Genomic DNA, 18,222 nt, shown 5'->3' with positions numbered 1-18,222 from the left:
TCAAGCGCTGCTAACAGCCTGATTTTCCTGCCTGTTTGTGATCAGCCTCAACAGTTATATATTTCGCGGGTTTCGCCCTAGCCGCGACCGATGAACGGCATGTTGGTTGCCATCACCGTCATGAACTGCACATTTGCTTCCGGCGGCAGCCCGGCCATGTAGACCACTGACGAGGCTACGTGGGAAACATCCATCACCGGCTCCGGCTTCATGCTGCCGTCTGCCTGCGGCACGCCTTTCTTCATGGCATCGGTCATGGCAGACGCGGCATTGCCGATATCAATCTGCGAACAGCCGATATTGAACTCCCTGCCGTCCAGCGAGATGCACCGCGTCAGCCCGGTTATGGCGTGCTTTGAGGCTGTGTAAGGCGCTGATCCCGGCCTTGGAACATGTGCGGAAATCGAACCGTTGTTGATGATCCGTCCGCCCTGCGGGGTCTGGTCACGCATCATGGTGAACGCTCCCTTGGCGATCAGGAAGGCTCCATCCAGGTTGACCCCGATGACCTGGCGCCACTGATCATAGGTGAGGTCTGCCAGGTTGAGCGGCGGCACGTTGGTGCCGGCGTTGTTGAACACCACATCGATCCGCCCCTGTGCCTTATCAATACCAGCATACAGTGCCTCAACCGAAGCAGGATCAGTGACATCACACGCAATGGCCTGCATCTGCGCGCCGGCCTCACCGGCCTCGGAGATGGTTTGCTGCAGGGCGTTTTCGCGCCTGCCGGTCAGCACCACGGTCCAGCCGTCTGTCGCCAGTGCAGTGGCGCATGCCCTGCCGATACCCGATCCTGCGCCCGTTACCAGCGCGATACCCTTGCTCATCTGTCAGTTCCTTTATGTTCCGGTATTGCCGCGGCAGGCGAACATCACCGTTGAATCGTATGAAAACACCTTGTCGCCGTCCTGGTTGTGGCCGTGTGGCGTCAGGGTGACAAGCCCCCATCCGGGCCGTGAGTTCATTTTGCGCGCACCTGTAATGGTGCCGCCATAGGTTACCGTGTCCCCGGGATACACCGGCCGGTTCCATTGCAGGTTTTCAAATCCCGGCGAAGGGCCGAGCGCAGGCAGTGGTTCACCGCGCGCAGCCGCAGCGTCCCGCAATGAAAAATGGTAGTGCGCAAGCAGCTTCATGCACGCAGATGCGGTATGCCACCCGGAAGCTGCCAGCTTGCCGAAATAGGTCCGGGCCGCCGCCTCGTCGTCCAGGTGAAAGGCTTGCGGGTCATATTTCTGCGCATAATCGATCACCGCCTCGCGGGTGAAGTGATAATCGCCGTAAATCGCGTGCTGGCCTGCTTCAAAATCTTCCAGCCAGATCGAGGTGTATCCGCTCATGGTTCAAGCCTCCCCTGCGCCACGGACGCGGAACAGGTTGGTGCCGGTCATTTCGGTCTTGGCCTGGCCGGTCTGGTCCAGGGCTTCCCAGCGCATGCGCACAATGCCCATTTCGGGCCGTTTGGATGACACCCGTTTTTCCAGCACCGTGTAACGCAGCGACAGAACATCACCGGCATAAACCGGCTTCATCCACTTCACCTGCTCGATGCCGAAGGAGCCCATGCCGGCGGCCTGGTTGGCATAGCCCAGCACCATCAGCCGGTTCATGATCGAGCACACCTGCCAGCCAGATGCGCACAGGCCGCCGAGCACCGAGGCATTGGCCAGTTCTTCATCAAGGTGAAACGGCTGCGGGTCCCATTCGCCCGCATATTCGCGGATCAGGTCTGCCGACATGGCGAACGCACCACAGGTGTGCGTATCGCCGACATTGAAATCTTCGTAATGCAATAGTTCCCCAGACATGGACGTTGTTTTCAAGCCTGCATGAGCTGTGGTCAAGGGGCAGGATAGTTCATCACGCGGGAAACCCACATTTGATTGAATTGTACTGCACTGCGGGTACATGCGAGACTTGCAGGATGACAGCGGGCAATGTCAGGAGCTTGAAAACGAATGAAAGCACTCAGCGCCGCCGCGGCAGTCGCCATCACTGCACTCCTGCCGCATATTGCTTTTGCAAAGGACGAGGAAAACAACGCCACCAGCCGTTGGCAGGCCCAGGTGCAGGATCAGCCCATTCGCGCCGCAGCAAGCGTGCAGGATGAATTCACGACAGACCAGATAACCTTGTCCCTTCAGTTCAGTTCCGTGCACCAGACGTTTGATGGTTTGATCACCACACTGCGACGCCGGAAAAGCGATGTCATCCGTGAGACGCAACAGGTCGGCATGCACGTGGCTGAAGCCACCATCACCCACATGGAATTGCGTCAGCGCCGCTCAAATTCCGATGACTTCAAGTATTTTGGCAACGTCACGGTTCTGCTGACCGTCACCGGATCAACAGACCCGCTGGACGTAGCGTCCAGGTTGAAACGCCTGTCAGCCCGCAGCGTTGGTGAATTGCGGTATTCCTTGTCAGAATCCGCTCTTGAAATGGCGGAACACGCACTTCGCAGTCAGGCACTGGTGAAAATCAAGCACGAAGCCGCGAGCGAAGCGCGACTACGCAATACCGAACTGGGAAACATGCTTCGGTTTGAGTTTGAAACCCATGTCAATCACGGATCACCGAGTGCCGGAAACGTCGTCGTCATAAGCGGCCGCGGGCTGGCTGTGTTCAAACCACATGGACAGCAGTAAACATCGCCTGCAACACAGATGCGAAGATCAGTTGTTGAAGCGGAAATGCAGCACGTCACCGTCCAGGACAATGTATTCCTTGCCTTCAAGCCGCATCTTGCCGGCATCACGCGCGCCTGCCTCGCCTGACAATGTCACGAAGTCATCATAGGCAATGGTTTCAGCCCGGATGAAACCCTTCTCGAAGTCGGTGTGGATGACGCCTGCAGCTGCAGGTGCCTTGGTCCCGGTGGTCACTGTCCAGGCTCGCGCCTCCTTCGGACCAACCGTAAAATAGGTCAAAAGCTTCAGCAGTTTGTATCCGGCACGAATGACCCGGTTCAGGCCCGGTTCGGCCAGTCCGATGGCATCCAGGTATTCACGCTGTTCATCGTCGTCCAGTACGGCAATTTCGCTTTCGATCTTGGCAGAGACAACAACCGCCTGGGCACCTTGTGCCGCCGCGAATGCCTTTACCTTCTCAGAAAATTCATTGCCCTGGTCTGCGGCATCTTCTTCAACATTGCAGACATACAGCACCGGCTTGGAGGTCAAAAGGCCCAGCATACGGAACGCCTTTTGTTCATCATTCGCGATTTCAAGTTCACGCGCCGGCTTGCCTTCGCGCAGCAGCTCCAGCGGCCGCATCATGAAATCATACTCCGCTTTCGCGGCTTTCTCGCCGGACTTGGCCTTCTTCTCGACGCCCGCAATGCGCTTTTCCAGGCTTTCCATGTCCGACAGCATCAATTCGGTCTCGATGGTTTCAATGTCGGCGATCGGATCGATGCGGCCTTCCACATGGGTAATGTCGCCGTCCTCGAAGCAGCGCACCACATGGGCGATGGCGTCAACCTCGCGGATATTGGCCAGGAACTGGTTGCCGAGGCCTTCGCCCTTGGACGCACCTTTGACCAGGCCCGCAATGTCGACAAACGTCAGCCGGGTCGGGATGGTTTGGGCAGACTTTGCTATTGACGCCAGTTGCACAAGGCGCTCATCCGGCACCGCAACGTCCCCGACATTCGGTTCAATGGTGCAAAACGGATAGTTGGCCGCCTGCGCCGCCGCAGTCTGCGTCAACGCATTGAACAGGGTCGACTTGCCGACATTGGGCAACCCGACGATACCGCACTTGAAACCCATCTATTCCTTGTCCTTCTTGCCCAGCAGCCTGTTCAGCATGTCGGCCATCGGGCCGGTTTTTGACAATGCAGGCTTGCGGGCCGCGGCCCGGGCCTGGTGAATGTGACTTTGCTTTTTGCCCGACGCCCTGGGTGGCTCCCTGGAGGCCGGGTTATCTTTTCCGTCCGGACGCACGCTGAGCGCCACCTTGTTCATGAACCCCGCATCGTCGCCCTTGACCAGCAATCCGGCACTGCGTGCGACCTCGTCCAGCAGTGGTTCGAGCCACTCACGATCGGCCTTGGCGAAATCACCCAGGACATGCCCGGTAACCCTGTCCTTTGACCCCGGATGGCCGATACCGAGACGCACCCGGCGGTAGTCCTTGCCGCAATGGGCGTCAATCGAACGAATGCCGTTGTGGCCGCCCGCGCCGCCACCGGTTTTCACCCGCACCTTGCCTGCCACCAGGTCGAGCTCGTCATAGAGCACCACCAGGTCTTCAGGCCCGAGATTGTAGAACCGCATGGCCTCGCCCACGGCACGTCCGGATTCGTTCATATAGGTTTGCGGCTTCATGACCAGCACCGTCTCGCCTTCGAGCAGGCCTTCGGAGATTTCTGACCGGAACTTCTTGCGCCATGCAGAAAAGCCATGGCGGCGAACGATCTCGTCCACCGCCATGAAGCCGATATTGTGCCGGTGCCCGGCATATTTGGTGCCTGGATTTCCAAGTCCCGCGATAATCAGCATGTGCGCCTCATTTCGCAACCATCGGGGCTGAACCGGAAAGGCCCGGCGAAGAGATTACTCTTCGCCGCCTTCGCCAGCGGCTCCGTCGGCGCCTTCTGCACCTTCTTCGCCTTCTGCACCTTCTTCGCCTTCAGCACCTTCTTCGCCTTCAACTGCTTCTTCCTCATCCTCGGCGCCACCAGAGGGTGCGGCGATGGTAGCAATGGTGAAGTCGCGATCGGTGATGGTGAAGGTCATGCCTTCCGGCAGGGTCAAGTCGGTGGCATGCAGGCCGTCACCGATATCCAGCTCCGAAATGTCCATGTCGAAGCTTTCAGGAATTGCATCGGCAGGGCACATGATCTCGACACTGTGCCGAACCACGTTCAGCACACCGCCGCGCTTGAGGCCCGGGCTGTCGTCATCGCCGAGGAAGTTGATCGCAACTTCAACCGCAATACGCGCGCCTTTGCCAAGCCGCAGGAAATCAACGTGCACGACAAAATCGCGAACCGGATCAAACTGCACATCGCGCGGGATGGTGCGAACCTTGGTACCGTCAACATCGATGTCGACAAGTGTTGACAGGAAACGACCCGTCTGCACCTGTTTCATCAATTCACGGTAGTCCATGGAAATGGTCTGGGGGTCTTTTTTGTCGCCGTAGATTACGGCGGGTACGCGGCCTTCGCGGCGGACTGCACGGGCGGCCCCCTTGCCGGCCCGTTCGCGCACCGAAGCGTTCAGTATGACGGTCTGTGCCATCGTCTGTCTCCTGCTGTCGTGCAAGTGGTAAAATCACGGCGCGTCAACTGTTGACGCGCCAACCTGTATCCTGCCGGAGATCTCCTCCAGGGGTGAACGAGCCCGGCAACGGATTGCGGGCTTATACATAAAGCAGCGCCGGTACGCAACATGTACCGCACCGCGACATAAATGCCGCCTTGCCGGGCATGGTCCGGCAATTTGTCCGCAGACGCACTGTGGCTCAAATGTCACACTTTTCAAAAAACTGCGTGTACTACTCAAACGTGACTGTGCGGAAGCTGGGGAATCTGCCTATTATGAGACCAGTTGATGTTTTGCAGGGGTTTTCGTGATGAAAAAGACGCTTTTGGCAACATCCGTTGCGCTTTTTGCGTTTGCCGGCCCGGCCGGTGCAGCAGATTTCGAGCGTGATCTGGGCCTGATTGTATCCGGCGTTGTGGATAGCTGGGCGGGCGTCCAGTTCATTGACGACGGCACTGATGACGACACGGTGTTTACCAATGGCGGCGAGGGCCTTTTGAGCCTGCCGCTTGGCGAGAATATCTCGATCCAGTCCGACGTTAAGTACGAGTACAACACATACGCCACGGAATCGGCAATTAACAATGATGCAGCCGGACCACGTTTTTCCTACCAGTTCGCCACTCATGGCAGCTGGCGCGATCCGTCGCGCGGCCTGTTTGGCGCGTTCGGTGGCATGGGATCTGTTGACGCCGGCATTTTGGGTGGCGGCAGCTTTCGCCAGGATCATCGCTTTGTGGGCGGTGAAGCCCAGATATATATTGACAACATAACCTTGTATGGCCAGGGCGGTTATGTCGACACCGTCAATGATTTTGGTGGTCTTGGTCTTGACGACGGGTTTTTTGCCCGTGGCGTGGTGCGCTATTTCCCGACCAGCGACAGCCGCATCCAGCTGGAAGGCACCTACATCAACATAGATTATGTCAGCGCGTTAACTGGCGACATGGAAACCTTTTCGGTGAAGGCCCGGTATGACTTTCTCCTGACTGGCATGCCTGTCATCGGTGATACCCCGATCTATATCGGCTATCGGGGTACATTCCGTGAAAATTGCTCATTTGACGGAGCCGACAGGGATGATCACACCATCATGGTTGGGACATCCTACTCGTTCTCCGGTGACCGCCTGACGGTTGATCGCCAGGGCGCAACACTTGATACACCAGACTTTGCAATTGGATGTACTGACGCAACATCATAGTCAAACAGCATTACAGGCCTGAAACGCCTGGTAAGTAACAACCGTGAGTGAGTAAACCTCCCTGAAACTGCCCCGGGTGCCTGAACAGGCGTCCGGGGATTTTCAGTTCAAGGCGCCAGCACTTCGATTTTTATGTCTGTCGGATTGAAGTTGTTGCACGGATTCAGCACCTGTGGGCAGTTGGAAATCACCGCCAGCACATCCATCTCGGCACGAAGCGTCACGAAGTCTCCCGCACGCGATGTGCCCAGCGCTACATGCGCCCCGCCCGTCGTGTCCACAGGCACGGTCATGAACCAGTTGACATTGGGTACGATGTCCTTCCAGCCCAGCCCGTGTCCAGCAAGGGCTGTCAGGAAATTCTCCCGGCAGCCGTCATTACCGACACCGTAAAGCATTTCATTGGATGGTTTCGAACAACAGCCGCCAATGGTGTCATGGCCGCCGAAACTGTCTTCCTCGATGGAAAACAGTTTACGCGCTTTATCGGAATACAGCGCATGACCCGCAGTCAGCGTGATGGTGCCGGCCTTCTTGATGGTATTGGGCGCGTGATAGCGCTCAGCCGGGTCTGCCGCGCAATAACACAGAAAATCAACAGCCTGCGCCCCATGGCTATCGACAATGCGCAACCGTTGCGACTTATCGATCACCCGCGACCACGGCGCACCGGCGGGAATCGTCTCACTGTGGATGATGGCAGGGTTCATGCCGCCAGACTGGCAGTCAGGGCATCAGTCGTCAAACAGGCTGGAAACCGACTCTTCAAGTGCGGTACGCTTGATGGCTTCACCAATCAGGCTTGCCATGGTGATGACGCGAATGTTGCGCGACACGCGCACCGCCTCTGTCGCCTGGATACTGTCCGTCAGCACCAGTTGCTTGAGTTTGGACGCGGTAATGCGCGCCACTGCCCCGCCGGACAGCACTCCATGGGTGATATAGGCCGACACATCTGTTGCGCCTGCATCCAGCAGGGCTTCGGCGGCGTTGCACAATGTGCCACCGGAATCGACAATGTCATCTACCAGGATACAGGACATGCCCGAGACCTCGCCGATGATGTTCATGACTTCGGAAACACCGGCGCGTTCGCGGCGCTTGTCCACAATGGCCAGCGGCGCTCCGATGCGCTTGGCAAGTGCGCGCGCTCGAACCACACCACCCACATCGGGAGAAACGACGCACACCTCGGTGCCGGAAAACTTGTCCTTGTTGTCCTTGATGTCACGCACCATGACAGGTGCCGCATAAAGGTTGTCTGTCGGAATATCGAAGAAGCCCTGAATCTGGCCGGCGTGCAGATCAATGGTCAGCACCCGGTCTGCGCCGGCGCGCTCAATCATGTTGGCGACCAGCTTGGCTGAGATTGGCGTCCGCGGACCGGGTTTCCGGTCCTGCCGGGCATAGCCGAAATACGGCACGACAGCCGTCACGCGCTTGGCCGATGCACGGCGCAACGCATCGATAATGATCAACAGTTCCATCAGATGGTCATTGGTGGGAAAGGCCGTGGACTGCACCACGAACACATCCTCACCGCGGACATTTTCCTGAATCTCGACAAACACTTCCATGTCGGCAAACCGCCGCACTGAGCACTTGGTCAAAGGAAGGTTGAGATAGGCGGCAATGGCTTCCGCCAATGGCCGGTTGGAATTACCCGAAACGAGTTTCATTACGACGTTCGCCCTGTGACGCCGGTTCCCGGTTATTGCTTGTGCGGGAATTCCAGCTGATCCAGCCCTTAATCACAAGGTTCTTACAACCTTGGATGGCGGTCTGCCAACCACAGATTTCCGCAATTCCACATGAAGATGACAATTTTGGCCGGCAAATGCCGTTTATTTGCCGCGCACCTGCTCAACGAGATTGAAAATACCTTCAGCAGCGGCCTCTGCCGCATAACCGGCCGTCTGTCCCCAGCCCTTGTTGAGCGAGCCGGCCGGAACGTCGTTGGCCTGCCGTACGGTGCCGAGCACCTTGCCTGTCGGTAGGGTGACGGCCCAGGCGAGTTTCACCTGCTGCACGCCTGATTTGGGTGCGGTGAGCGCAACCCGGCCCGAAATCGACAGGGCCGTCTTGCCCGGTTTGTTCACCACCGGCCAGCCTGCATCACGCAACACCTTGCGCATGGCCCGGTAAAGCTCGTCATTGCCGCGCCCTGGCGATCCGGTCACCCCGACAAGGGCCACCTTGTCTATCCCGCCACGCGCAGATGTATCCGCATATGCCTGCATGTCGCCGAGATCGGTTTTTGCATCCGGCGCCGGTCTTGCAGTGGCAAGCTGCTCGCGATCCACAGTCGGTGATGCGCGGTCCGCCAGCCTGGATGCTTTTCCTGACCCTCTGGATGTTTTCACCGTCTCGGTTGGCTCTGCCGACTCGGTTGCCTCATCTGTTTCGCCCATCAGCTCATCGAGCGAATTGACGCCTGCATCCCGCAATCGCTCCTGCGCCTGCTTGCGGGCCACAACGGTCAGTCGCTCGTCCAGTTCTTCCGGTGTCAGCGTGTATAGTTCATCGGGCGTGATCGCCGCTCTTGCAAGTGCTGATCCGGCACCATGATAGGTCTCTAGGTCAAGTTCCCTTTCAGCACCCGGACCGGCTTGCGCAAAAGTGTGGGTCGGCGGCATAACACCTGCCTGCCTGACCCTGAAGCCCAGCTGTGCCAGCTTGGTCGACAGGCTTTCTGCGGTGACCGACGCCATGCGTTTCAGGATAATGTCCGACACGCCCGCCCACGGGTCGGCATTGGGAGCTGCCACCAGTTCCTGCCCGTTGATCCGGTGCAGTTCGCCACCGGTATTTCCGGTCAGCACCCAAGTGTAGATAACCCTGACGCCGCCCCCTTCAAAGACCGCCTGGAAATTGCCGGCCAGCTGGTACCCATCGGAAAAATTTCCCTGCACAATGGCAATGTCGCGCTTGCCCGCCTCTTCGGCCAGGGCATCCGCCAGTACACCGGCCCTGGCGGGAGGCACACCGTTCATCGCAATAATGGCAATTGTGGGCGGGATGCGGCCTGACCCGCCTCCTGCGTCCAGCGAGGATTTCGCAAACGGCTGATTGGGGCTTGCCGAACAGGCAGCAAGCAACATCAAGGTGGCCAGCAGCGCGGTGATACCCGCTACTGTCCGCGCCCATCCGTGCCTGTCTGCAACCCGCATCATGTCCCAGCCTGCATGTCGTCTGACCTCGCCGATACAATGTGCCTTAATCATGCCCTGCACCGCAAGACACCCGCCTTGTCTCAGACCGGCCGGCGATACTGAATGAAAGGTGATTTGGCAGCGACCTTGTCGTACAGCATTCGGCCCTTGTAGTTGAATTCCTGAGTTGCCCAATAGGTACGTGTAGCGCCTTTTGCATCGGCTGCATCATAGACCGCATTGATCAATGCGCGCCCGGCGCCGCCACCGCGAACTGCCGGATCCACGAACAGGTCTTCCAGGTAACAGTAGACCGTTGCCGACCAGGTGGAGCGGTGAAACACATAATGGGTGATACCGTCGATTTGTCCGTCGGCATTGATTGCCACAAGACCGGACGGATCCCATTCACCATCGCCCAGCAGACGTTCAAATGTCAGTTCGATGGTCTCTTCCGGCACCGAAGACTCGTAAAACCGCAAATAGCCGTCAAACAATTCACGCCAGCGCGGTTTGTCATCTGCCTGCAACGCCCGGACTGAGTAGGCCATGTCTGTTCCTATCTGACGATCATTTTCAATGGATATCTGGAGACCGGTTCCGGCGCACCGCGCCCGGTAATGTAGGTACGAGCCAGTGTCATCGCCGTATTGGTCTTCGAATCTACAAGGATCATGTGCGCAAAAAAAGTCATGTTGGCTTTGATCTGGAACTCATTGCCGTGAAAAAACATCGGCGTGTCCATCCAGCTGGGCGTGAACTTCGCGCCCAGCGAATACCCGCACGCATTGAGCCGCGCATGCGCTAGGCCGTGTTCATCCATGACGCGCGCATGCGCGTCGAACACGTCACCGGCTGTCTTGCCGGGCTTCATCACATCTTCCACCGCCTTGAGCGCCTCAAGTGCTGCGGCATGCATAGAGATGTGCTGCTTTTTCGGCTCTCCGACAATGAATGTACGCATGTATGCCGCGTGGTAGTGGCGGTAGACCCCGGCAAATTCGAGAGTCAGCTGATCACGCTTCGACAGCTTGCGCCGGCCGGATTTATACCGGCACAAAAGCGCGTCGCGGCCAGACCCGATGATGAACTCATTGGCCGGGTAGTCGCCACCACCGGCAAAAATAGCCGCATGCTGTGCTGCCAGAATGTCGCCTTCGTCAGCCCCGGCATGGGTTGCTTCAATGGCAGCCTTGAGCGCGGCATCGCCCAGCTTGCCCGCCTTGCGCACATATTTCAGCTCGGCGTCGGACTTCACGCTGCGGATAGCGTCCACCAGCCGGGATGCGTCGGAAAGCTTGCACCAGGTGCCAAGCGCTGCATCGACCGCCAGCCCGTTCGAATGCACCAGACCATAGGATTCATTCTCGATGCCCAGTTTCTTGCCTTTCGCACCAAGGCTGTCCAGCATGTCGCGCAGTTGCACGGCGGGCCGAGCACCTGCTTCATCCGTCCAGATGCGGATGTCTTCAATGGTTGAGGTGTGTTGCGCCTGGCGCAGATCCGCAGACCGGGTCAACAGCGCGATCTTGCCGTCCGTCCCGAGATACAGGCACTGGAAGAAACAGAACCCGAACGTGTCATAGCCGGTCAGGTAATACATGGACTCCTGCTGAAACATCAGCAGTCCGTCCAGCCCGCGTGCCTCCAGTTCCCTGATGACCTTCTTCTGCCGGGCCTTGTATTCCTTGTTTTCAAAATGCAGTGCCATGAGTGTTGCCTATTCCTTGATGCAAATAGCTGAAAGCTGGCGGCCGTAGTCCCCCTCGCCGCGATGAACCGTACGCCGGTACGAGAAGAACCGCTGCTCGTCGGCATAGGTGCACAGCGCGGTATCCTCGATTGATGCCAGCTCCAGATCATCCAGGCGGGTTCGCACAAACCCTGGCAGGTCAAACATGAAGTGTTCAGGTTTTGCCGACGGGATGAAAAACCGTTCCGATGCCGCATCGCGTTCGACAAACTGAGCCCGGTACTCCGGCCCAACTTCATAGTTCAACTGGCTGATGGTCGGCCCGACCGCGGCGTGAATGTCCTTCGCGCCCAGATCTTTCATGCGCGCGACGGTTGACCCCAGCACACCCCCGATTGCACCTTTCCATCCGGCATGCGCCGCGCCGACCACCTGACCGTCACCCGAACTGAACAAAACCGGTGTACAATCAGCCGTCAGGACCGCAACTGCAATTCCGGGCCTGTCGGTTACCACCGCATCACCTTCCGGGGGCTGGCGCACATTCCAGGGTTTGTCGGCATGTACAGTATCTGCACTGTGCCACTGGTGAATGGTCAGCAGCCTGTCAGCGTCCACGCTCAGCTGAGCGGCAATCCGGCGCCGGTTCTCCGCTACCCTGGCTCCGTCATCGCTGGACCCGAAGCCTGCATTCAGCGATCCGTAGATGCCGTCGGATACGCCACCTTCGCGGGTGAAGAACCCGTGTCTTATGCCGCTTATGGAAGAAAGGCCTGAAGCTTCGATCATGCTGGCTCCACGTTGAAAGGGGCAGGCTTTGGCATGTCGGGATGGGTTACCGCCAGCACCTTGAACAATTGCCCCATCTGGTTGCCGGACACCAGTCTTTGCGCGCCTTTCGACAGGCGAATACGCTGCCGGGCATCGGCACGCACGCGCAACATCTCTTCGCGCTCCTTCAGGCCCATCTTGATCAGGAAGTCACCTTGCATGACCGGGCCGTAGGGTTTCGCACCATCAGCGGTTACCGCCGCTGTCAGCGCTTCAAAGTCCACATGAGAAGTTATGTCGGCTTCACCGGGCTGGGCCAGTACATCGGCGAACTGGTGCTTGCGAATGGCTTGCAGTGTGTCGCCCGCCGCCGAGCGCATATGGCCGTAGTCGATGATAAGCGCTGCACCCATGTCCCTGGTAATGCGACGGCCGATCTCGCGCGCCACGGCATCGCGGGCCGGCGAAAACTCGGCAATATCGCCATCTGCCCCCGGTGCAGCCCATGGCGGCACAAGCGCCGGTGCGACAGGATCGCTGGCAACACCGAATGCCAGCTTGCCATCCTGCCCCAATCCGACAACACGCTCATGCCAGTGGCCGGCCTGTTTTTGCAGTTGGCTCACCGGCAGCGCATCAAAAAACTCGTTGGCAATGATCAGCGATTGTCCGTCCGGCACATCTTCCAGCCGATCATGCCAGGTGGCGTCTATTCCTGCACGTTTGAGCGTCTCGCCTTGCATTGTCTTCAGTGCCGGTGACGTTTCAACCAGGTGGACCTTCATGCCGTCGCGCAGGCCCGGCATGACCGAACAGGCACGAACCAGATCGGCCAGCAGTGTACCCCTGCCCGGTCCAAGTTCGATGAGGTTCCACTCCGCCGGTGCATCCATCATCTGCCAGCCCGCAGCACACCATATGCCGACCAGTTCACCGAACATTTGTGATACTTCAGGCGCGGTAATGAAATCTCCGGCCCGGCCAAACGGATCGCGGCCCATATAATACCCGTGGCGTTCGTGACCCAGCGCCAGCGCCATGTAGCGGTCCACCGGCACAGGCCCGTCAGCCGCGATCATGTCGGCAATGACGGTGCCAAGCGCGGACTGGCGCTCAACTGTCTCAGGTTTCGGTTTGCTCATGCGGTGCTCCCGGATTTTGATGGTCTTGACCTTGCCAGCAACCAGATGCCGACACCCAGCAGCGGTAGTGACAATACCATGCCCATGGTCAGCCAGCCGCCCGTCAGATAGCCGATATGGGCATCAGGCTCACGGGCAAATTCCACGATGATCCGCGACGCCGCATAACCTGTTGCAAACACGCCGGACGCCACGCCTGCGCGCGGCAGGCATTTCATCCGGTGAGTGGCAACCCGAACCGCCAGAAACAGCAGAATACCCTCAAGGCCCGCTTCATAGAGCTGGCTCGGGTGGCGCGGATCCGGGCCGCCTCCGGGAAATACCATGGCCCAGGGCACGTCTGTCACCTTGCCGTAGAGTTCCGCGTTGATGAAGTTTGCCAGGCGCCCGAGAAACAACCCGATCGGGACACTGGCAGCGCCCAGGTCCAATAGCTGCCACATGCCGATGCCATGGCGGCGACCGTAGAAATAGCACGCAACGACGACGCCCAGAAACCCGCCATGGAATGACATGCCACCATTCCACATCTGCAGGATCTCGGATGGATTTTGCACGAAGTAGGCTGGGTTGTAGAACAGCACATAGCCCAGCCTGCCGCCCAGCAGCACACCAAGGGTCGACCACAACAGCAGATCGTCAAGCTGCGCCGGTGAGGTGTGCGGCTTCGCACCGGGCCACAATGCTTCATTGCTGACCAGCCGCTTGGCATACCAGATCGCCCCCATCAGCCCGACCACATAGGCCAGCGCATACCAGCGGATTTCCAGCGGGCCGAGCGACAGCGCCACCGGATCAATCACCGGAAAGGGAATGGCAAACAAAGTGGGCATTAAGAGACCGCCGGATAGGTTGCGTCATCGGTTCAGGTGCAAGAGGCTTGCGAAAGCCTTCGCTGCACCCTACCTAAAGGATACAACACTGGTTTCCAACAGCCGAGACACCTGAAATATGACAAGCCCGTCCTCACGTTTCTTTGACGAACTAGCCAAGGTAATGACCAATGCCGCCGGTGCGGCGCAAGGCGCCAGGCGCGAGGTGGACAATCTGGTCAAGGCGCAGATCGAGCGGGTATTGGCGGACATACAGATTGTGCAGCGTGAGGAATTCGACGTTGTACGCGACATGGCCAGCATGGCACGCACGGAAAATGAAGCACTGCGCGCCCGCATTGCAGAGCTGGAGACGAAGCTGGAAACGTTGCAATCAAAACCGGCACCGGCTGCAAAAAAGAAAGCTGCTACAAAGTCTTCCACAGCCAAGAAGTGAATTCTATGCGCTGAAATGTGATTTATCCCCATTGCAGTGTGGAGGAATCACAGCTTATTGCCGCCGACTCTTGCGGCGCAGCGGAACATTCGTCAATTTCTGTACACGACTTGATTCGTTGCGTCGTGCAGCGATTCAACACTGCAGCATCTTGAGGCGAAACAGGATCACCTGATTCCAGACAAGATGCTCAGTTACTGGATGGTCGAGCAACTAGATGTGTTCAGGTGAACACAGGTTGCCTTTGGAGCGACGAATATGACGGCAGCACTGGCAATAAAGCATGATCTGGCTCATCCACTGGAAACAGTGGAGCTGCTGGCTTCACGCAATGAATGGTTCGTCGACCGTTCAGCCGATGACGAAATCAACATGATCGTTGCCGGTTCGTGGACGGACCTGCATTTGTCGCTCAACTGGAATGCCCAGCTTGAAGGCCTGCATCTGGCGTGTTCGTTTGATCTGAAGGTGCCTGAAGGCCGGCGCGACGAAATCGTGCGGCTCGTGGCGCTGATCAACGAGCAGCTGTTCTTTGGCCACTTTGATGTGTGGCGCAATGAAGGATCGCTGATGTTCCGCAATTCGTTGCTGTTGACCGGCCAGGCCGACCTCAACGAAGCCCAGTGCGAGGCGCTGGTACATACGGCACTTGACGCGTGCGAACGGTATTTCCCGGCATTCCAGTATGCCATCTGGGCCGGCAAGACAGCAGAAGACGCCATCCGGTCCAGCCTTCTGGAAACCGTCGGAGAGGCCTGATTCCATGTCCGTCACTCCAAATCTTTCAGGACGTCTCGTCCTGATCGGTGCCGGCAAGATGGGAACAGCAATGCTGCAAGGCTGGCTGGAAGCAGGCGTAACCGGTGACCAGGTAACAATTTTTGACCCTGCCCCGCCGCCTGAAACCATGACGGTGATTGCGCAGCATTCAATCAGTCACAACCCGCCCATCGAGAGAGTCGGCGGTGTCGAGGCCATCCTGGTCGCGGTAAAACCACAAATGGTCGACGAAGTACTGCCGGCCATGGCGGCTCTCGCCAAAGACAATCCGCTGGTTGTCTCCGTTGTGGCAGGCAAGACGATTGCTGCTTTCCGGCAGCACTTTGGTGCCACGACACCGGTCATCCGCACCATTCCCAATACGCCCGCCGCCGTTGGCCGCGGCATCACAGCCATGGCGGCAAGCGACGGCGTGTCATCGGCACAGTCCGAGCTGGCAATGGCACTGCTGGCGTCTCTGGGCGAGGTGGTCACTGTATCAGATGAGGCGCTGATTGACGCCTGCACTGCCATTTCAGGCTCCGGGCCTGCCTATATCTTCTACATGACCGAATGCATGACGGCAGCAGCCCTGCAGCTGGGCTTGCCGGCAGATGTTGCAGAGCAACTGGCGCGTGCCACTGTTGCCGGTGCCGGCGAGCTGATGCGCGCCACCGGCACGCCCGCAGGGGAACTGCGCGAGAACGTCACTTCTCCCAAGGGCACCACCCATGCAGCGCTGCAGGTCCTGATGGCTGATCCGGACGGCATGAAGCAGCTGATGATCAGGGCAACCGCCGAAGCTGAAAAACGCTCCCGCGAACTGGCCGGTTAAAACAGCACGCGCCAATCCGCCCGCTTGTGTTCATCGTTTCCACATTGCAGTCTGAAAAGCTGGTAGACGGAGCCAACAGGAGCCTTGTCATGGAAGAACGCGAGAACGCTATTGTAAGTGCTACATTTCGACTGGCTGCCACCCGGCCGTGGAGCGAAGTCAAACTGGCAGATATTGCCGCTGAAGCTGATCTGTCGCTGGCAGACCTTGCCGGTGTTATCGGCGGCAAGGCAGACATCCTGCAGCTTTATGGCCGGCAGCTTGATGCAAAAATGCTGGCTTCCCTGGAAACCGAGCCTGTATCCGGTTCTGCCCATGACCGGGTGTTCGACATTCTCATGCGCCGCCTGGAACTGATGGACGGCGACAAGGCCGCCATCCGGTCGATGGTTGAAGCACCTGCAGCCTCCCTGCCCGACTATGCCCGCCTGGCCGGTTCCATGATGCAATCCCAGGATTGGGTCTTGTCGGCAGCCGGCATTGAAGACACCGGTCTGCGCGGCGCCGTGAAAACCACAGGCCTGGCGCTGGTCTACGTGCGCACCCTGAAAGTGTGGGCCAATGACGACGATGCCGGGCTTGCGCGCACCATGGCACAGCTGGACCGCTCCCTGCGCGATGGCGCGGACTGGATCAAGCGGCTTGAAGCCCCAATGACACTGGCAACCGCCTTGTCCAGCCTGGCGCGAGGGTTTATGAAAGCCCGCCGCGGCCCGTCGTCATCGCATGAACACGACAAGGCCGGTTCTGCCACCCCGCCGCCTCCGGCACCGGAAGCGCCCACATCGGAGACGACGACCCCATGACGACCATTACCTTCGACGATTTCATGAAGGTCGACATCCGCATTGGCACAGTTATCGAAGTGTCGGATTTTCCGGAAGCCCGCAAACCCGCATACAAGCTGAAGATTGATTTTGGCGACGAGATCGGCGTCAAGAAGTCATCAGCGCAGATAACCGTCCACTACTCGCGCGAAGACCTGGCCGGACGCAAGGTGGCTGCCGTGGTCAACTTCCCGCCGCGCCAGATCGGCCCGTTCATGTCGGAGGTGCTGACACTTGGTTTCGCCGACAACAATGGTGATGTCATCCTGGTCGGCATAGACAAGGACGCGCCGAACGGTTCACGGCTGCACTAGGGCGCATCGAACCCCGCAACCACACATCAATTGTGGTGATTGAAATTGTACTGCCGCTTGGGAAGCGCGGTATCCACGCCGGAGCCGTACTTGTGCCGTGTAATATGCCTGTTTCGGTCCCTGAAGCGGACACGCCTGGTACCGTCCTGCTTATCGCGCAGGCTCTGCAGGTACCACTTCATCTTGTGATCGGGCAAACTGATCTGGAACAGCATTTTCCGGAAAGACCGCTTTGAAAACTGCGTCGCCTGCTTTGCCGTGCCATACAGATAGTAAGGGCCGGTCAGGAGATTGAGAACCGGACCGATATGGACAAACTGCTGCTTGTCTCCTCGGGTCTGGTCAGGCAATAGCGGCACGGTGTCATTCTGGTATACAACTCTCAAGATCGGCAGGTTCCTGTAAGCCGTGGCGCCCTGCAAATTGGTGAATTTAGGCTGCCCGAACGTATAGATCCCGCCGAGCCTGAGCGCCTCTTCATCCCACAGATAGATCCCCAGAATTGCCGCCACCGCCCCACCCAGCGAATGCCCCGTCAGGTAAGTGGTGTAGTCCGGTCTGAGCCGTTGCCTGACGTCGTCGAATATGGTGTCGGCAGCGCGCCGGAAACCACGGTGCAGCATCACACCCGACCTGCCGTCGCGAACAATTCTCTTGTCCCTGTCGAGTTTCCAGTTGGTGTCGTCCACCGTTCCTCGAACAGCTATGATTTGTATTCGGCGCTGGTGATCGTGCAGCAGGACATACTGCACATTGGTCTTGCCGGGCGTCGCCACCCGGGTGATTCTCGCCCCATACCTGACCAGTATTTTCGACCTTTTATCATAGGCATGGCTGGCCAGTTGAGCCGCCCTGTAGATCAGCCTGAAATCCAGCGGCGGCGCGGCCTGCGCACCGGCCGGTGAACGGTCCGATGGCGATATGACCAGCAGCAATGTCAGGATGAACAGGGAAAAACTATACTTTGGGACAGACACATT

Annotated in this window: 22 protein-coding genes; 7 read left to right on the top strand and 15 right to left on the bottom strand. The window is 58.5% G+C overall.

Annotated features, from left to right (window positions below; all coding sequences use genetic code 11):
* Nucleotides 1–77 precede the first annotated feature (77 nt).
* From DHN55_RS09930 to DHN55_RS09920, 3 genes are read right to left on the bottom strand one after another with little or no spacing between them, the layout of a single operon-like run.
* Nucleotides 78–830, bottom strand: a complete 753-nt coding sequence (locus DHN55_RS09930; protein ID WP_108881133.1) for an SDR family NAD(P)-dependent oxidoreductase — start codon at nt 828–830, stop codon at nt 78–80.
* Between the two features lie 12 nt (nt 831–842).
* A complete protein-coding gene (locus tag DHN55_RS09925) occupies nt 843–1,343 on the bottom strand; it encodes a MaoC/PaaZ C-terminal domain-containing protein (protein WP_108881132.1) in 501 nt (166 codons plus the stop codon).
* 3 nt (nt 1,344–1,346) lie between these two features.
* The gene (locus tag DHN55_RS09920) at nt 1,347–1,811 is read right to left on the bottom strand and encodes a MaoC family dehydratase (RefSeq protein WP_337660123.1); all 465 of its coding nucleotides are present in this window, start codon (nt 1,809–1,811) and stop codon (nt 1,347–1,349) included.
* A 150-nt stretch (nt 1,812–1,961) separates the two neighbouring features.
* Here DHN55_RS09920 and DHN55_RS09915 point away from each other — a divergent pair, with 150 nt between their 5' ends.
* Nucleotides 1,962–2,651 carry a hypothetical protein gene (locus DHN55_RS09915; RefSeq protein WP_108881130.1) on the top strand — a complete coding sequence of 230 codons (690 nt, stop codon included), beginning with the start codon at nt 1,962–1,964 and terminating at the stop codon, nt 2,649–2,651.
* A 27-nt stretch (nt 2,652–2,678) separates the two neighbouring features.
* On the opposite strand, the gene ychF is transcribed toward DHN55_RS09915, so the two are convergent.
* The 3 genes from ychF to DHN55_RS09900 are packed head-to-tail and all read right to left on the bottom strand — an operon-like array spanning nt 2,679 to nt 5,252.
* A complete protein-coding gene (gene ychF / locus DHN55_RS09910; RefSeq protein ID WP_108881129.1) occupies nt 2,679–3,776 on the bottom strand; it encodes a redox-regulated ATPase YchF in 1,098 nt (365 codons plus the stop codon).
* The gene (gene pth, locus DHN55_RS09905; protein ID WP_108881128.1) at nt 3,777–4,508 is read right to left on the bottom strand and encodes an aminoacyl-tRNA hydrolase; all 732 of its coding nucleotides are present in this window, start codon (nt 4,506–4,508) and stop codon (nt 3,777–3,779) included.
* A gap of 54 nt (nt 4,509–4,562) precedes the next feature.
* Nucleotides 4,563–5,252, bottom strand: coding sequence for a 50S ribosomal protein L25/general stress protein Ctc (locus DHN55_RS09900; protein WP_108881127.1), 690 nt, complete (start codon nt 5,250–5,252; stop codon nt 4,563–4,565).
* Nucleotides 5,253–5,586: 334 nt separating this feature from the next.
* Here DHN55_RS09900 and DHN55_RS09895 point away from each other — a divergent pair, with 334 nt between their 5' ends.
* The gene (locus DHN55_RS09895; RefSeq protein ID WP_108881126.1) at nt 5,587–6,480 is read left to right on the top strand and encodes a hypothetical protein; all 894 of its coding nucleotides are present in this window, start codon (nt 5,587–5,589) and stop codon (nt 6,478–6,480) included.
* 107 nt (nt 6,481–6,587) lie between these two features.
* On the opposite strand, the gene DHN55_RS09890 is transcribed toward DHN55_RS09895, so the two are convergent.
* The 8 genes from DHN55_RS09890 to lgt all read right to left on the bottom strand — a co-directional run bounded on the left by DHN55_RS09890 (nt 6,588) and on the right by lgt (nt 14,071).
* Nucleotides 6,588–7,190, bottom strand: a complete 603-nt coding sequence (locus DHN55_RS09890) for a DUF1989 domain-containing protein (RefSeq protein WP_108881125.1) — start codon at nt 7,188–7,190, stop codon at nt 6,588–6,590.
* 24 nt (nt 7,191–7,214) lie between these two features.
* Complete coding sequence (locus tag DHN55_RS09885) at nt 7,215–8,159, bottom strand: ribose-phosphate diphosphokinase (protein ID WP_108881124.1); 945 nt, start codon at nt 8,157–8,159, stop codon at nt 7,215–7,217.
* Nucleotides 8,160–8,324: 165 nt separating this feature from the next.
* Nucleotides 8,325–9,704 (bottom strand): hypothetical protein, encoded by a 1,380-nt coding sequence (locus DHN55_RS09880; protein ID WP_337660122.1) that lies wholly within the window; start codon nt 9,702–9,704, stop codon nt 8,325–8,327.
* 29 nt (nt 9,705–9,733) lie between these two features.
* Entirely contained in the window at nt 9,734–10,183 is a 450-nt protein-coding gene (locus DHN55_RS09875) for a GNAT family N-acetyltransferase (protein ID WP_108881122.1), read from the bottom strand.
* 8 nt (nt 10,184–10,191) lie between these two features.
* Nucleotides 10,192–11,343 carry a M24 family metallopeptidase gene (locus tag DHN55_RS09870; protein WP_108881121.1) on the bottom strand — a complete coding sequence of 384 codons (1,152 nt, stop codon included), beginning with the start codon at nt 11,341–11,343 and terminating at the stop codon, nt 10,192–10,194.
* A 9-nt stretch (nt 11,344–11,352) separates the two neighbouring features.
* Nucleotides 11,353–12,114 (bottom strand): peptidoglycan editing factor PgeF, encoded by a 762-nt coding sequence (gene pgeF / locus DHN55_RS09865; protein WP_108881120.1) that lies wholly within the window; start codon nt 12,112–12,114, stop codon nt 11,353–11,355.
* Entirely contained in the window at nt 12,111–13,238 is a 1,128-nt protein-coding gene (locus DHN55_RS09860; RefSeq protein ID WP_108881119.1) for an SAM-dependent methyltransferase, read from the bottom strand. Before DHN55_RS09860 ends, pgeF begins: the two co-directional genes overlap by 4 nt.
* On the bottom strand, nt 13,235–14,071 hold the full coding sequence (gene lgt, locus DHN55_RS09855; protein WP_108881118.1) for a prolipoprotein diacylglyceryl transferase: 837 nt from the start codon (nt 14,069–14,071) through the stop codon (nt 13,235–13,237). The genes DHN55_RS09860 and lgt overlap by 4 nt, the downstream gene beginning before the upstream one ends.
* Before the next feature lie 118 nt (nt 14,072–14,189).
* On the opposite strand from lgt, the gene DHN55_RS09850 reads away from it, so the two are divergent.
* The 5 genes from DHN55_RS09850 (at nt 14,190) to DHN55_RS09830 (ending at nt 17,242) form a co-directional block, all read left to right on the top strand.
* Complete coding sequence (locus tag DHN55_RS09850; protein ID WP_108881117.1) at nt 14,190–14,507, top strand: accessory factor UbiK family protein; 318 nt, start codon at nt 14,190–14,192, stop codon at nt 14,505–14,507.
* A 258-nt stretch (nt 14,508–14,765) separates the two neighbouring features.
* On the top strand, nt 14,766–15,266 hold the full coding sequence (locus DHN55_RS09845) for a YbjN domain-containing protein (protein ID WP_108881116.1): 501 nt from the start codon (nt 14,766–14,768) through the stop codon (nt 15,264–15,266).
* Between the two features lie 4 nt (nt 15,267–15,270).
* Entirely contained in the window at nt 15,271–16,101 is an 831-nt protein-coding gene (proC, locus tag DHN55_RS09840) for a pyrroline-5-carboxylate reductase (RefSeq protein ID WP_108881115.1), read from the top strand.
* A gap of 89 nt (nt 16,102–16,190) precedes the next feature.
* A complete protein-coding gene (locus DHN55_RS09835) occupies nt 16,191–16,907 on the top strand; it encodes a hypothetical protein (RefSeq protein ID WP_108881114.1) in 717 nt (238 codons plus the stop codon).
* The gene (locus tag DHN55_RS09830; RefSeq protein ID WP_108881113.1) at nt 16,904–17,242 is read left to right on the top strand and encodes a tRNA-binding protein; all 339 of its coding nucleotides are present in this window, start codon (nt 16,904–16,906) and stop codon (nt 17,240–17,242) included. Before DHN55_RS09835 ends, DHN55_RS09830 begins: the two co-directional genes overlap by 4 nt.
* A gap of 26 nt (nt 17,243–17,268) precedes the next feature.
* On the opposite strand, the gene DHN55_RS09825 is transcribed toward DHN55_RS09830, so the two are convergent.
* On the bottom strand, nt 17,269–18,219 hold the full coding sequence (locus DHN55_RS09825) for a lipase family protein (RefSeq protein WP_108881112.1): 951 nt from the start codon (nt 18,217–18,219) through the stop codon (nt 17,269–17,271).
* Nucleotides 18,220–18,222 lie beyond the last annotated feature (3 nt).

The sequence above is a fragment of the Anderseniella sp. Alg231-50 genome (assembly GCF_900149695.1).
GTDB lineage: Bacteria > Pseudomonadota > Alphaproteobacteria > Rhizobiales > Aestuariivirgaceae > Anderseniella.
This window is presented reverse-complemented; position numbering and strand designations above follow the sequence as displayed.